This is a genomic window from Streptomyces sp. NBC_00029 (assembly GCF_045160505.1).
GTDB lineage: Bacteria > Actinomycetota > Actinomycetes > Streptomycetales > Streptomycetaceae > Streptomyces.
On the sequence record NZ_CP108292.1, the window covers coordinates 3,312,118 to 3,325,688 of the forward strand.

Genomic DNA, 13,571 nt, shown 5'->3' on the forward strand with positions numbered 1-13,571 from the left:
GGCCCGCACAGGTCACCCCCAGACCCACCCCGAGGGCGGTCCGGCCGGCGGGTGCGTCCAGGGCGAGGGCGGCCGCCGCCCAGGCGGCCACGGCGGGCACCGCGAGGCGCAGGTCCACCGGGCCGCGGCCCTCGGGCCGGTTCACGGCCGCACCAGCGGGCGCAGATCGGCGAAACGGCGCTCCCCGATGCCGTTGACCTGGCGCAGCTCCTCCACGGAACGGAATCCACCGCGGGCGGTACGGAAGTCGACGATGTGCTGCGCCAGCACCGGCCCGACGCCCGGCAGGCCGTCCAGCTGGGCGACCGTCGCCGAGCCCAGGCTGAGCGGGCCGGTGGCGGTGCCCGTCCCGGCGCCGATGCCTGTGCCGATGCCCGGCCCGCCGCCCGGCCCACCCGGCAGGGGCTGCACAGTGGCTCCGACCACCACCTGCTCACCGTCCACCAGGACGCGGGCCCGGTTGAGCCCGGTGGTGTCGGTGCCGGGGCGCACTCCCCCGGCGGCTGCCAGCGCGTCCTCCACCCGCGAACCGGCGGGCAGTCTCCGCACGCCGGGGTCCCGGACCTTCCCGCTGACGTCGACGACGACCCGCGCCGCTCCGCCGGTGCCCCCTCCCGGGGCAGGAGCCCCCGCCGGTGCCGTGGCAGCTGCCGCTGCCCCCGGTGCCACCACCGCGGGCACGGTCACCGCCTGCGGCCGGCCCGACCAGTACTGCTGTCCGGCGAATCCGACGGCGACCACGAGCACCACGCCGACCGCGGCCACCGCACGCGGCCGTACACCGCAGCGGTCCTGCAGCCACAGCGGCAGCCGCTCCCGCACGGCCAGGCTCCTCGCGGCCCCCGGGGACAGCCCGGACACCTCCTCGGGCGGCTCCTGGGGATCCACCCCGCCCGGGACTGCCTCCGGGGCCACGGCGCGGCCCACGGAAAGCTCCGGGGGCGGCTCCGAGGGCGCCTGTGGCGGGCTGCTGCCGCCCAGCAGGGCCTCGGCCCGCCGGCGCACGGCCCCCGGCTCCGGATGAGGCACCCGGCGCTCACGACGACGTCGGAGACGGCTGCCGGAGGCACGACTGTCGGAGAGACGGCTGTCGGAAAGACGGGGGCGGCCCGGACCACTGGTGGCACCCGACCGAAACGAAGCACGCGTTCGAAGAGTCATGCCACGACCGTAGGGGCCGATCCCGGCCCCCGTTCGGAACACTCAATTCCGGTGGAAAAAACTCCCGTTGTGGATAACCGGGCCACCCGTTCCGGTGATCAGCGGGGCGAGACGACCGCCGCCAGCAGTCCCGGTCCGGTGTGTGCCCCGATCACCGCGCCGACCTCGCTGACGTGCAGCTCGACCAGTCCGGGGATGCGCTCGCGCAGCCGCTCGGCGAGCTTCTCCGCCCGCTCCGGAGCCGCCAGGTGGTGCACCGCCACATCGACGGCGGCGGACCCGGCGCGCTCGACGGCCAGCTCCTCCAGACGGGCGATGGCCTTGGACGACGTACGGACCTTCTCCAGCATCTCGATCCGCCCGCCGTCCAGCGTCAGCAGGGGCTTCACCGCCAGGGCGGAGCCGAGGAGGGCCTGCGCGGCCCCGATCCGTCCGCCGCGGCGCAGGTAGTCGAGGGTGTCGACGTAGAAGTACGCGGACATGTCCGCCGCCCGCTTCTCGGCGGCCGCCACGGCCTCGTCCACGGACCCGCCGGCCTCGGCCACCTCGGCGGCGGCGAGCGCGCAGAAGCCGAGGGCCATCGCGACCATGCCGGTGTCCAGGACGCGGACGGGCACGGGCGCGGTCCTGGCGGCGACCACGGCGGCGTCGTAGGTGCCGGAGAACTCCGCGGACAGGTGCAGGCTGACGATGCCGGTGGCCCCGGCGTCCGCCGCCGCACGGTAGGCCCGGACGAACTCCTCCGTGCCGGGACGCGACGTGGTGACCGAGCGGCGCTTCTGCAGGGCCAGGGCGAGGCTGCGCGCCGAGATCTCGGTGCCCTCCTCGAGTGCCTCGCCACCGAGTACCACGGTGAGCGGGACGGAGGTGATTCCGTGCCGCGCCATGGCCGGTCGGGGCAGGTAGGCCGTGGAATCGGTGACGATGGCGACATGGCGGGACATGAGCCGGAGGTTACCGCCAGTGGGGGCCGGACGGCAGCCTGGCCCCATGACGTGACCGTCGACCGGACTTTCGGGCACAGCCGAAACCTACGGTAGGAGCCGCCGCACCACCCGCCCGCCCGGCCTTGCAACGCGGCTCGCCAGGCCCTACGGCACACGCTTCACCCGGCCGCGCATCGCGCTTCACCCGGCCGCGCATCGCGCTTCACCGGGCCCCGCAGCGCATGCCTCGCCGGACCTTGGCGCCGCTTCCGCCGCCGCGCCACGCCGCGCCCCGAACCGCCCTCTCAGGTCGGGTTCAGGTCGTGCCGTGGTCGCTCAGGTCGTGCTCTCCGGCCGGCGCGTCTTCTGCCAGGAGTACTGCGGCGCCGGAGCGGCAGGATTCAGAGCCGCCTGCGTAGGCTCCGCACCCCACCTGCCCGAACCCGAAGCCGGGCCCTGCTCCGCACCAGCGGCCGGACCCGCCCCGGCCCCGTTCGCCTGCGCCGCGTCCCATGCCGCGGCCGCCGCCGCGAGGTCGTCCACGGGCTCCCGCTGCCAGTCCCGCAGCGCGTCGGACTCGACCTCGATCTGCTCGGACAGCGTGGACAGGTCGTCCTGCGCGAAGCGCTGGGCCCGGTCCCGCGCGGCCCACCGCAGCGAGTCCGCAGCCTGCTTGATCTTGGCCGTCCGTTCCCGCAGGTCCGGCAGGCGCTCCGCGATCCGCCCCCGGTCCGGGTCCTGCTCCAGGCGCTTCAGCTCGTCGTCGAGCTCGCGCCCGTGCGCGCTCAGCCGCTCGAACAGCGCGATCGACTCCTGCAGCGACGCGTCCGTACGGACCCCGTCCTGCAGCGCCTGCTGTGTGGCACGCATCGAGGTGCGCAGGTCGAGCCGCAGCTGCGCCAGCGCGCCGGTGACCCCGACCTGGCCGAAGCTCTTGGCCCTCAGGGTGGTGTCCTCCACGGTCCGCCGCGCCTGGGTGATGGTCCGGTCCACACCGCGCTTGGTCGCCTGCACCACCTTGACGGTCGCGTACACACCCAACCCCAGGAAGGTGAAAAGCACCATCAGCGCGAAGATGATCAACGCGGCATCCATGAGCGTCCCTTCCCCAGACCCGACGGCTATTTTCCGTCCCCTCCACCGTAAACGCCACGGGCAGGTCAAGGGTTCCAATCGAACCCCCAACCTGCCCGTACGGGATCCCCCCTAGGCCGGGGGGTGCGCTCTCGTCGGCTCAGATGACGATGTTGACCAGCTTCGGCGCGCGCACGATCACCTTGCGGATCTCCGCGCCGCCCAGCGCCGCCACGACACCCTCGTCCGTGACGGCCAGCTGCTCCAGCTCCGCGTCCGAAATCGCCGGCGACACCTCCAGCCGTGCCTTGACCTTGCCCTTGACCTGCACCACGCACGTCACCGTCTCGTCCACGACGTACGCCGGGTCCGCGACCGGGAAGTCCTGGTGGACCACGGACTCGCTGTGACCCAGGCGGTGCCACAGCTCCTCCGCGATGTGCGGGGCCAGCGGGGCGACCAGCAGCACCAGGGACTCGGCGACCGAGCGCTCCAGCGGGCGGCCGGCCTTCGTCAGGGCGTTGTTCAGCTCGGTGATCTTCGCGATGGCGGTGTTGAAGCGCAGCCCCGTCAGATCCGAGCCGGCCCCGTCGATCGCCTTGTGCAGCGCACGCAGGGTGTCCTCGGCGGGCTCCCCGTCGACGACCGTGACCGCGCCGGTCTCCTCGTCCACGATGTTGCGCCACAGGCGCTGCAGCAGCCGGTACTGGCCCACCACGGCCCGGGTGTCCCACGGACGGGAGACGTCCAGGGGGCCCATCGCCATCTCGTACAGGCGCAGCGTGTCGGCGCCGTACTCCTCGCAGATCTCGTCCGGCGTGACGGCGTTCTTCAGGGACTTGCCCATCTTGCCGTGCTCACGCTTGACCGGCTGGTCCTGGTAGAAGTAGCCGCCGTCGCGCTCCTCGACCTCGGCCGCGGGCACGTAGACGCCGCGCGCGTCGGTGTAGGCGTACGCCTGGATCATGCCCTGGTTGAACAGCTTGTGGAACGGCTCCGCCGAGGAGACGTGGCCCAGGTCGAACAGCACCTTCGACCAGAAGCGGGCATACAGCAGGTGCAGCACCGCGTGCTCGGCGCCGCCCACGTACAGGTCGACGCCGCCGTGCGGCGCAGCCTCGCGCGGGCCCATCCAGTACTGCTCGATCTCCGGGTCCACCAGGGCCGACGCGTTGTTCGGGTCCAGGTAGCGCAGCTCGTACCAGCAGGAACCGGCCCAGTTGGGCATGGTGTTGGTCTCGCGGCGGAAGGAGCGCACGCCGCGGCCGTCGCCCAGGTCCAGCTCGACGTTCACCCACTCGCCGTTGCGCGACAGCGGCGTCTCCGGCTTGGAGGCGGCGTCGTCCGGCTCGAAGGTGCGCGGGGAGTAGTCCTCGACCTCCGGCAGCTCCAGGGGCAGCATGGACTCGGGCAGCGGGTGTGCGACGCCGTCCTCGTCGTAGACGATCGGGAAGGGCTCGCCCCAGTAGCGCTGACGGCTGAACAGCCAGTCGCGCAGCCGGAAGTTGACGGTGCCCTCGCCGATGCCGCGCTCGGCCAGCCAGTCGGTGATGGCGGCCTTCGCCTCGACGACCCCCAGGCCGTCCAGGGCGATGCCCTCGCCCGTCGAGTTGACCAGCTTCGCGTCGTAGGAGACGAAGGCGTCGTCCCACTCGGCGGTGTCGGTGCCGCGGCCGTCCGAGGGCTCCACGACACAGCGCATCGGCAGCTCGAAGGCCCGCGCGAACTCGAAGTCGCGGCCGTCGTGCGCCGGGACGGCCATGATCGCGCCGGTGCCGTAGCCCATCAGCACGTAGTCGGCGATGAAGACCGGGACCTTGTCGCCGCTGACCGGGTTTACCGCGTACTCGCCGGTGAAGACACCGGTCTTGTCCTTGGCCTCGGCCTGCCGCTCGACGTCCGACTTCGAGGCGGCCTGCTTGCGGTAGGCGCTGACGGCCTCCGCCGGCGTGGCGTGCCCGCCGGTCCACACCTCGTGGGTGCCCTCGGGCCAGGCGGCCGGGATGAACTTCTCGACCAGCGGGTGCTCGGGCGCCAGCACCATGTAGGTGGCGCCGAACAGGGTGTCCGGGCGGGTGGTGAAGACGGTGATGGCCTCGTCGCCCAGCGCGAAGTCGACGCGCGCGCCCTCGCTGCGGCCGATCCAGTTCCGCTGCTGCAGCTTGATGGCCTCGGGCCAGTCCAGCGCGTCCAGGTCGTCGATCAGCCGGTCGGCGTACGCGGTGATCCGCATGTTCCACTGGCTCAGCCGGGACTTGAAGACCGGGAAGTTGCCGCGCTCGGAGCGGCCGTCCGCGGTGACCTCTTCGTTGGCCAGTACGGTGCCCAGCCCGGGGCACCAGTTGACGGGCGCGTCCGAGGAGTACGCCAGGCGGTACTCGTTCAGTACGTCGGCCCGCTCGGCCGCGGTCAGGCCGGCCCAGGCGCGGCCGCCGGGGACCTCACGGGAGCCGTCCTCGAAGGCGGCGACCAGCTCGGTGATCGGCCGGGCCTTCTTCGCGTCGGAGTCGTACCAGGAGTTGTAGATCTGCAGGAAGATCCACTGGGTCCACTTGTAGTAGTCCGGGTCGATCGTGGCGAACGAGCGGCGCTTGTCGTGGCCCAGGCCCAGCCGGCGCAGCTGGACCTTCATGTTCTCGATGTTGGCCTCGGTCGACACGCGCGGGTGCGTGCCGGTCTGCACGGCGTACTGCTCGGCCGGCAGGCCGAAGGCGTCGAAGCCCAGGGTGTGCAGCACGTTGTGGCCGGTCATCCGCTGGTGGCGGGCGAAGACGTCGGTGGCGATGTAGCCCAGCGGGTGTCCGACGTGCAGGCCCGCACCGGAGGGGTACGGGAACATGTCCATGATGAACTTCTTGGGCCGTGCGACCACCGCGGGGTCCCCGGCCAGGTCACCGGTCGGGTTCGGGGCCTCGTACGTGCCCTGCGCGTCCCAGGCGTCCTGCCAGCGTGCCTCGATGTCGGCGGCCATGGCAGCCGTGTAACGGTGCGCCTCGGCCGCCTCGGGGGCCGGGGTGTTCGTCTCGCTCATGATTTCTGAAGCTCCATCGATCGTCTCTGCCGTCTCTGCCTGCCCAAACGAAAAAACCCCTCGCACAGGAGGGGACGCCGCGCCGGGTCCGACCGTCTCGAGGGGTCGGTACTGATCAGCGCGGCTCGGTAAGCAGAAGGCGTACGGCACGCATGGCGTCAGGGTACCGCAGCGGCCCCTTGGGACGCTCAGGCGTTCCGGGACCTGGGACCCCGGTGCCTGGACCTGGAAGTCCGACCCGCGACCCGGGACCCTGGACCCGGGGCACAACGAGAAGCGGGCCACCCGATCCGGGTGGCCCGCTTCTTCACTGTGGAGCTAAGGAGAATTGAACTCCTGACCTCCTGCATGCCATGCAGGCGCTCTACCAACTGAGCTATAGCCCCTTGTTGTGCTTGCCGCTTCGGTTTCCCTTGCCGGTCCCCCTTGGCGACATCCCAAACATTACACGGTCATGGCCCTGGTCCAAAAATCGGTTTCCACCGACCAAAGGCCATGTCCGATTTAATCCAACTTGTCGCGTTCGCTCTGTCATGCCCGCGCGAACTGGTAGAACCGCTTGAGCGTGCAGTGCTCGTCGAGCAGCCGCCCGTAGATCGGCTCCCCTTCCAGCTCACGGTACGTCTCGATCGGGTCGCCCTTTATGATCAGCGCCCGCGCGCATTCCTCGCACCAGTACTGGTAGTCGGGGTTGACCGGGTCCATGTCCCGCACGATCGGCGTGCCGTTGTTGCACCAGTCGCACCGGCGCCGGTGTGCACCCATCCGTCAGCGACTCCCTCCCGCGTCGGGCCGTCGTCTCCCCCTCCGGCGGTCCGATTCTGCCATGCCGGTGCGGGCCAGGTCAGCAAACGCAAAGGGTACAAAAGCAAGGATCCCGCCCCCCATTGGGGACGGGATCCTGATTGTGGAGCTAAGGAGAATTGAACTCCTGACCTCCTGCATGCCATGCAGGCGCTCTACCAACTGAGCTATAGCCCCGCTCTCCGCCGCGCTCCCCCCGTCTCCGGTGTTCTGCGCTGCGAACAAGAAGAACTCTAGCCTGTGACCAGCCGGAAAGTGAAATCCGGGTGGAAGCCCCGCCGGGGAGCGGCAGAAAGCTGCTCAGTCGTCGTCGCCGAGCACCGGTTCCGGCAGCGTGCCGGCGTTGTGCTCCAGCAGCCGCCAGCCGCGCGCGCCCTCACCGAGGACGGACCAGCAGCAGTTGGAGAGCCCGCCGAGGCCCTCCCAGTTGTACGAGTCCAGGCCGAGCAGGCGCCCGATCGTCGTACGGATGGTGCCGCCGTGGCTGACCACGACGAGGGTGCCGGACTCCGGCAGCCGGGCGGCGTGTTCCAGCACCACCGGCGCGGCGCGGTCGGCGACCTCGGTCTCCAGCTCACCGCCGCCGCGGCGGACCGGTTCGCCGCGCTTCCACGCCGCGTACTGCTCGCCGTACTTGCCGAGGATCTCGTCGTGCGTGAGGCCCTGCCACTCGCCGGCGTACGTCTCGCGCAGCGCCGCGTCCCGCGTCACCGGCAGCCCGGTGATCGCGGCCAGCTCGGCAGCCGTGTCGGAGGCACGCCGGAGGTCGGAAGCCACGATGGCGTCCGGCTTCAGCGAGGCGAGCAGCCGTGCGGCGCGGCGCGCCTGCGCCACGCCCGCTTCGGTCAGCTCGATGTCCGTGGAGCCCTGGAAGCGGCGCTCCAGGTTCCACGAGGTCTGGCCGTGCCGCCAGAGGACGATCTTCCTGCCGGGTTTGCCCGAGGTGGTCGCGCTCAGAACAGATCACCGTCCAGTTCGTCGTCGCCCGCCGCCTCGCGCAGCTTGGCGTGCTCCTCGGCCTTGCCGATGGTGAGCTTGGCGTCCTCGGGGAGCTCGATCTCGGGGCAGTCCTTCCACAGGCGCTCCAGCGCGTAGAAGACACGCTCCTCGCTGTGCTGGACGTGGACGACGATGTCGACGTAGTCGAGCAGGATCCAGCGGGCGTCGCGGTCGCCCTCGCGGCGCACCGGCTTGGCGCCGAGCTCCTTGAGCAGGCGCTCCTCGATCTCGTCGACGATCGACTTGACCTGGCGGTCGTTGGGCGCCGAGGCGAGCAGGAAGGCGTCGGTGATCGACAGCACGTCGCTGACGTCGTACGCGATGATGTCGTGCGCGAGCCGGTCGGCCGCGGCCTGGGCGGCGGCGGTGATGAGCTCGATGGAGCGGTCCGTGGCGGTCACTGGCCATGCTTTCGGGTTGGCGGGCAGATCCTTACAAGGGTCTCATGTACCGCCGACACCGCCCGCGCGCAGCGTCGCGCGCGGGCGAATGCCTCCCTCGGAGCCGATCCGGAGCCGGTCAGCAGCCGATCCGGAGCCGGGTCAGGACCGGTCAGGACCGGTCACGACGCCTTGTAGTCCTTGCCCAGGATCACCACGACCTCCGCGTTCACCGCGTTCTCGGCCTTCTTCACGGCCGTCTCGGGCAGTCCCAGCGTCTTGGCGACCTCGATCGCACGGTCCCGCTGCGCATCGTCCTGGTAGGTGATCTGCGAGGTGGCCGCCGTTTTGTCGGCCTTGCCGCCGTCGACGAAGGCGTAGCCGCCGTTCATCAGCGCCGCCTTCGCCGCGATCTGCGCCTTCTCGTCGCCGGTGGCGTCCTTCATTCCGACGCGCGGGGCCGCGCCGGGCTGCGCAGCGGCGCCGGATCCGCCCAGCACCTCCTTGACGACCTTCTTGTTCGCGTCGTCCGTGAGCGTGCCGTCCGGCTTCACCGCGAGGACGTCGGTGCGGTACGCCCCCACCTTGGCGTGCTCGCCGAGCCGGGAGAGCAGGGCCCCGAGGGTCTGCGCGTTCAGGGCCGGATCCAGGATCTGGCCCATGCTCTCGACGGTCACGGCCGCCGCCTTCGGGTCGCTCGGAACCTTGCGCAGCACCGCCTGGAGCACCTTGCCCACGCGTTCCATCTGCTTGGTCTCCGGTTCGCCCTCGCCGCGGAAGGTGGCGTAGGCGACGGCCATGGGGCCGCTCAGGCTCTGCTTCTGGCCCTGGGCCACGGCCGGGACCTTGGCCGCGTCGTCGGCCGGGACCGCCGTGTCGGTGTCGACCTCGATGCCGCCGACCAGCTCTACCAGGTTCTCCAGGAACGGGGTGTCAAGGCGCCAGGTGCCGCCGATGCTGGTGCCGAGCACGGAGTCGAGGGCTTCCCGGGTTCCGAGACCGCCTTCCTCGACCGACTTGCCGAGCGCGATCGGCGTCCCGTCCTGGCCGGTCACGGAGAGGGTGTTCGGCAGCAGGACGGTGGCGCCCTGCTTGGTGGTCACGTTGTCGACGAGCAGCACCGAGGAGGTGCCGCCCTTCTTGGTGTTGTGCAGGTGGACGACGATCATGTCCCGCTTCTGCGCACCGGCGGCGGCCGTCGCGCCGGTCTTCTTCTCGCCGGGACCGTCGATGAAGGGCAGCTTGCCCGCGTACCAGAGGTAGCCGAGGCCGCCGACGACGAACAGTGCGAGGACGACGATCAGCGCCACCACCCGGTTGCGGCCGCGGCGGCGGGCCTCCTCGCGGCGCTCGGTGCGGCTCTCGGTGAATTTGAGCCAGTCGATGACGTCCTCGGAGTCCTCGTCCGGCTGGTCGATGAACGCGAACATCTCCGTGCGGTAGTCCCGGTCCGCCTCGGGTCCGCCGCCGGGCTCGGCGCCCGGTTCGCCGCCGGGGCGGCGCGGCTCGGGGACCCGGTCGGCCGGCCGCTCGGCGGGGGCCGGGGCCGGGGCTTCCGGGGCGTTCTGCTGCGGGATCCACTGCTGGGTCTGCTGCGTGTCGTACCCGTAGGCGGGTGCCTGGGTGTACTCCTGCTGCCCGTACTGCGGGGCGGCCGGCTGCTGCGGGTAGTACTGCTGCTGCGGCTGTTGCGGCTGCTGCTGGGGGTAGCCCCGGTAGTCGTAGCCGTACTGCTGCTGCTCGTACTGCTGCTCGTACTGCTGGGCGGCAGACGGAGCGGGCTGGGCGGGCTGCGCGGGCACCTGGCCGTACACCGGCCGCCCGTACGCGTCGTAGCCGACGAGCTGCTGCTCCTGGGCATACGGGTCGTACGGATCCTGTCGGTCGTTCACCGCGGGCCCCTCTCTCCGGAAGCTCAGGCTCCCCGGTACAGCTCACGCTTGTCGATGTAACGCACGACACCATCCGGCACCAGGTACCAGACAGGATCCCCCTGGGCGACCCTCGCCCGGCAGTCGGTGGACGAGATCGCGAGCGCGGGGACCTCCACCAGGGAGACGCCGCCCTCCGGGAGCCCGTCGTCGGTGAGCACGTGGCCCGGCCGGGTGACTCCGATGAAGTGGGAGAGCGAGAAGAGCTCGTCGGCGTTGCGCCAGGTCAGGATCTGCGCGAGCGCGTCGGCACCGGTGATGAAGAACAGGTCGGCGTCGTCGTTCTGTGCCTTCAGGTCCCGCAGGGTGTCGATGGTGTACGTCGGCCCGCCGCGGTCGATGTCGATGCGGCTCACCGAGAACTGCGGGTTCGATGCCGTGGCGATGACCGTCATCAGGTAGCGGTCCTCGGCCGGTGACACGGCGCGCTGCGACTTCTGCCACGGCTCGCCGGTCGGCACGAACATCACCTCGTCGAGGTGGAAAAGGGCGGCCACCTCGCTGGCGGCCACCAGGTGTCCGTGATGGATCGGGTCGAATGTCCCGCCCATCACGCCGAGCCGGCGTTTGACCGGACCGGTAGGCATCTCCTGCTCTCCCATGAGCGCAGAGCCTACTGGCCCGGCGGACGCTGCGGACGCTGCGGTCTCGGCGGGCTCAGTGGCTCAGCGGTCGCGGTTCAGGCGCGTGGTCACCCAGAGCATCAGCATGAGGATCACGAAGGCGGCGCCGCCGGTCAGGTACGGGTTGAGGCTGTCGTGGTTGCCGCCGTGCTGCTCGGCCCCCTCCGAGGCGAGGACGACCAGGTTGTGGGCGGTGGAGGAGAGGCTCATCAGGCAGGTACCTATCGAGTCGGGGAGCGGACGGAGACTTCGCTCACATCGTATGCGGGGGCCTGGGGCACGCTCACGCAGACTCAGGCGTTGGAGAGGATAGACGCAGCGTCGAGCAGGTCGATCCAGGGGAGGGCGCAATGACGGAAACAGGCTTCGAGAAGGCACCGGCGCGGGACCGCAGGAGGTTTCCCGGTATTTCCTCGAGGGCGTACGAGCATCCGGCGGACCGCTCCGCGCTGGTGGCTCTGCGCAGGCTGAGCGGCTTCGACACCGTGTTCAAGGCCCTGAGCGGGCTGCTTCCGGAGCGGAGCCTGCGGCTGCTGTTCCTGTCGGAATCGGTGCGGGTGGGCGAGACGCAGTTCCCGCACCTGTACGCGATGCTGCGCGACGCCTGTTACATCCTGGACCTGGAGAAGGTCCCGCAGATGTACGTGCAGCAGGACCCGAACCCCAACGCCATGTGCATCGGGCTGGACGAGCCGATCATCGTGGTGACCACCGGTCTCGTCGAGCTCCTCGACGAGGAGGAGATGCGGGCCGTGGTGGGCCACGAGGTGGGGCACGCGCTGTCGGGGCACGCGGTCTACCGCACGATCCTGCTGTTCCTGACCAACCTGGCGATGAAGATCGCGTGGATCCCGCTGGGCAATGTGGCGATCATGACGATCGTGACCGCCCTGCGGGAGTGGTTCCGCAAGTCGGAGCTCTCGGCCGACCGGGCGGGGCTGCTCGTGGGGCAGGACGTGCAGGCCTCCATGCGCGGGCTGATGAAGATCGCGGGCGGCAACCACCTCCACGAGATGAACGTGGACGCCTTCCTCGCCCAGGCCGAGGAGTACGAGTCGAGCGGCGATCTGCGCGACTCCGTCCTGAAGATCCTCAACCTGCTGCCGCGGACCCACCCCTTCACGACGGTGCGGGCGGCCGAGCTGAAGAAGTGGGCGGAGAGCCGCGACCACCAGCGGATCATGGACGGTCATTACCCGCGGCGGGAGGACGACAAGGACACCTCGGTGACCGATTCCTTCCGGCAGTCCGCCGCGCACTACGCCGACACGGTGCGCACCAGCAAGGACCCGCTGATGAAGCTCGTGGGCGACATCGCGGGCGGCGCGGGCGACCTGGGCGGCAAGCTCCGCGACAAGTTCACCGGCGCCGGTGCCGGGGGCGGTTCCGGCGCAGGCACGGCGTCCGAGGGCAAGGGCGGGGCTACGGAGCAGGGCTGACCGGGTCGGCCTGCGGGGCCGACGGGGTCTGCGGGGCCGCGGGTGGTGCCAGTACGCCGCACAGCCCGGCCGTGCGGTGCGGCCGGCCGCTGGCGTACGGGTCGCTCGCGGCCGGGCCCACCGTGGTCGGGCCGGCTCCGGCCAGGAGCGGGCGGAAGGCCCCCGCCGGGTCGGCGGAGCAGTCCTGCGGCCCGGCCATCACATAGGCCGAGGCCAGCTCCAGCCGCCGGGCCCCCAGGTCGTCCCGGTCGAAGCGCAGCCGCAGCTCGCGCCGGACGGTGAAGAGCGAGGCGCCGTCCGCCGCGGCCGGGGACCCGGTGGCCGGGCGTACGGCGTACACGAAGGTGTGGTCGGTGGTGACCTCCAGCGTGTCCGGGGCCACCTCCTCGAAGGCCAGGGAGCCGCTCACCCGGACGCGTGAGTCGGCCATGACGGCGGTGGCCTGGTCGAAGCGGACCAGCCAGCCGGTGGCCGCGTGCCGGCCGTCACCGGAGGGCGAGGTCATGCTGCGGTCGAACTGCGCCAGCTGGTCGGGGTCGAGCAGGACGCGCACCGGGCGGGAAGCGGCTCCGGCGAGGATGTCGGGGTCCAGCGAGGACTGCACGAGGTAGTCCTTGGCGATGGACAGTGCGGCGACGACCTGGGCGTCGGTGAAGTGGTGCGTGCGGCGCACGGCGGGCAGGGTGATGCCGGCCGCCCCGACCCGGTAGTCGGCGGCGGGGCTCTTCGCGTACAGGTCGGCGGGTCGCCCGCCGGGCACGACGGTGGTCGGCGCGAGCGGGACCACCGTGCTGCTGAGCGCCTGCGCGGGTCCCCCGGGTGGAGGCACGTAGGGGTTGCGCAGCCCCATGTAGACGGCAACGGCGAAGGCCGTGGCGATGAGCAGCACGAGCAGCATGCCCTGCCGGGCGCCCCGGCCGGGGGTGCTGGTCCGGGACGCGGCGCCGTTGCCGGACCAGATGGAGCGGCTGCGTACCGCGCGGGCGTGCTCGCCCATGCGTTCCTGTGCGGAGTATTCCTGGAGCCGGGCAGCCCGGACGAAGTCCTCGTCGAACACCACCGACCGGTATTCGTCCGACCGGAATTCGTCGTCGCCCCCGCCCATGCCCTCGGGGGTGCTGTTGGGCGGATCTCCTGGCACGGCCATCGCTTCTCCCCGCTGTCCCCGCTTCAGAGAAGCCCCCGGCTCCGGCGTACGCGAGT

General features: G+C 71.2%; 12 protein-coding genes and 2 tRNA genes. 1 reads left to right on the forward strand and 13 read right to left on the reverse strand.

Features of this window, described 5'->3' with window-relative positions; translation table 11 throughout:
- Positions 1-141 precede the first annotated feature (141 nt).
- From OG753_RS15805 to OG753_RS15860, 12 genes are all read right to left on the reverse strand, one after another.
- Complete coding sequence (locus OG753_RS15805) at positions 142-1,029, reverse strand: helix-hairpin-helix domain-containing protein (protein WP_405788848.1); 888 nt, start codon at positions 1,027-1,029, stop codon at positions 142-144.
- A 230-nt stretch (positions 1,030-1,259) separates the two neighbouring features.
- Complete coding sequence (locus tag OG753_RS15810) at positions 1,260-2,105, reverse strand: DegV family protein (RefSeq protein ID WP_327262430.1); 846 nt, start codon at positions 2,103-2,105, stop codon at positions 1,260-1,262.
- Between the two features lie 318 nt (positions 2,106-2,423).
- Positions 2,424-3,182, reverse strand: coding sequence for a hypothetical protein (locus OG753_RS15815; protein WP_405788849.1), 759 nt, complete (start codon positions 3,180-3,182; stop codon positions 2,424-2,426).
- Between the two features lie 139 nt (positions 3,183-3,321).
- Complete coding sequence (gene leuS, locus OG753_RS15820) at positions 3,322-6,192, reverse strand: leucine--tRNA ligase (protein WP_327262432.1); 2,871 nt, start codon at positions 6,190-6,192, stop codon at positions 3,322-3,324.
- Between the two features lie 313 nt (positions 6,193-6,505).
- Positions 6,506-6,578, reverse strand: a tRNA-Ala gene (locus tag OG753_RS15825).
- A 145-nt stretch (positions 6,579-6,723) separates the two neighbouring features.
- The gene (locus OG753_RS15830) at positions 6,724-6,957 is read right to left on the reverse strand and encodes a hypothetical protein (protein ID WP_008738908.1); all 234 of its coding nucleotides are present in this window, start codon (positions 6,955-6,957) and stop codon (positions 6,724-6,726) included.
- A 143-nt stretch (positions 6,958-7,100) separates the two neighbouring features.
- Positions 7,101-7,173: transfer RNA gene (locus OG753_RS15835), tRNA-Ala, on the reverse strand.
- A gap of 123 nt (positions 7,174-7,296) precedes the next feature.
- Positions 7,297-7,953: a histidine phosphatase family protein gene (locus OG753_RS15840; protein WP_327266775.1), complete on the reverse strand. Its 657-nt coding sequence runs from the start codon at positions 7,951-7,953 to the stop codon at positions 7,297-7,299.
- Complete coding sequence (rsfS, locus tag OG753_RS15845) at positions 7,950-8,396, reverse strand: ribosome silencing factor (RefSeq protein ID WP_030008628.1); 447 nt, start codon at positions 8,394-8,396, stop codon at positions 7,950-7,952. The genes OG753_RS15840 and rsfS overlap by 4 nt, the downstream gene beginning before the upstream one ends.
- Before the next feature lie 161 nt (positions 8,397-8,557).
- Positions 8,558-10,267: an LCP family protein gene (locus OG753_RS15850; RefSeq protein ID WP_405788852.1), complete on the reverse strand. Its 1,710-nt coding sequence runs from the start codon at positions 10,265-10,267 to the stop codon at positions 8,558-8,560.
- Positions 10,268-10,290: 23 nt separating this feature from the next.
- Positions 10,291-10,908 (reverse strand): nicotinate-nucleotide adenylyltransferase, encoded by a 618-nt coding sequence (nadD, locus tag OG753_RS15855; RefSeq protein ID WP_327262434.1) that lies wholly within the window; start codon positions 10,906-10,908, stop codon positions 10,291-10,293.
- A gap of 63 nt (positions 10,909-10,971) precedes the next feature.
- Complete coding sequence (locus OG753_RS15860) at positions 10,972-11,139, reverse strand: hypothetical protein (protein WP_037631388.1); 168 nt, start codon at positions 11,137-11,139, stop codon at positions 10,972-10,974.
- A 140-nt stretch (positions 11,140-11,279) separates the two neighbouring features.
- Here OG753_RS15860 and OG753_RS15865 point away from each other — a divergent pair, with 140 nt between their 5' ends.
- Positions 11,280-12,368 carry a M48 family metallopeptidase gene (locus tag OG753_RS15865; RefSeq protein ID WP_327262435.1) on the forward strand — a complete coding sequence of 363 codons (1,089 nt, stop codon included), beginning with the start codon at positions 11,280-11,282 and terminating at the stop codon, positions 12,366-12,368.
- Here the strand turns inward: OG753_RS15865 and OG753_RS15870 are convergent.
- Positions 12,352-13,515: a hypothetical protein gene (locus OG753_RS15870; RefSeq protein WP_405788853.1), complete on the reverse strand. Its 1,164-nt coding sequence runs from the start codon at positions 13,513-13,515 to the stop codon at positions 12,352-12,354. The two genes, OG753_RS15865 and OG753_RS15870, sit on opposite strands and share 17 nt — an antisense overlap.
- Positions 13,516-13,571: the final 56 nt, after the last annotated feature.

Coding starts and splice junctions, on each gene's coding strand:
- OG753_RS15815 (WP_405788849.1), bottom strand. CDS start 3,182: ATGGATGCCGCGTTGATCATCTTCGCGCTGATGGTGCTTTTCACCTTC.
- nadD (WP_327262434.1), bottom strand. CDS start 10,908: ATGGGAGAGCAGGAGATGCCTACCGGTCCGGTCAAACGCCGGCTCGGC.
- OG753_RS15865 (WP_327262435.1), top strand. CDS start 11,280: ATGACGGAAACAGGCTTCGAGAAGGCACCGGCGCGGGACCGCAGGAGG.
- OG753_RS15870 (WP_405788853.1), bottom strand. CDS start 13,515: ATGGCCGTGCCAGGAGATCCGCCCAACAGCACCCCCGAGGGCATGGGC.
- OG753_RS15810 (WP_327262430.1), bottom strand. CDS start 2,105: ATGTCCCGCCATGTCGCCATCGTCACCGATTCCACGGCCTACCTGCCC.
- leuS (WP_327262432.1), bottom strand. CDS start 6,192: ATGAGCGAGACGAACACCCCGGCCCCCGAGGCGGCCGAGGCGCACCGT.
- OG753_RS15830 (WP_008738908.1), bottom strand. CDS start 6,957: ATGGGTGCACACCGGCGCCGGTGCGACTGGTGCAACAACGGCACGCCG.
- OG753_RS15860 (WP_037631388.1), bottom strand. CDS start 11,139: ATGAGCCTCTCCTCCACCGCCCACAACCTGGTCGTCCTCGCCTCGGAG.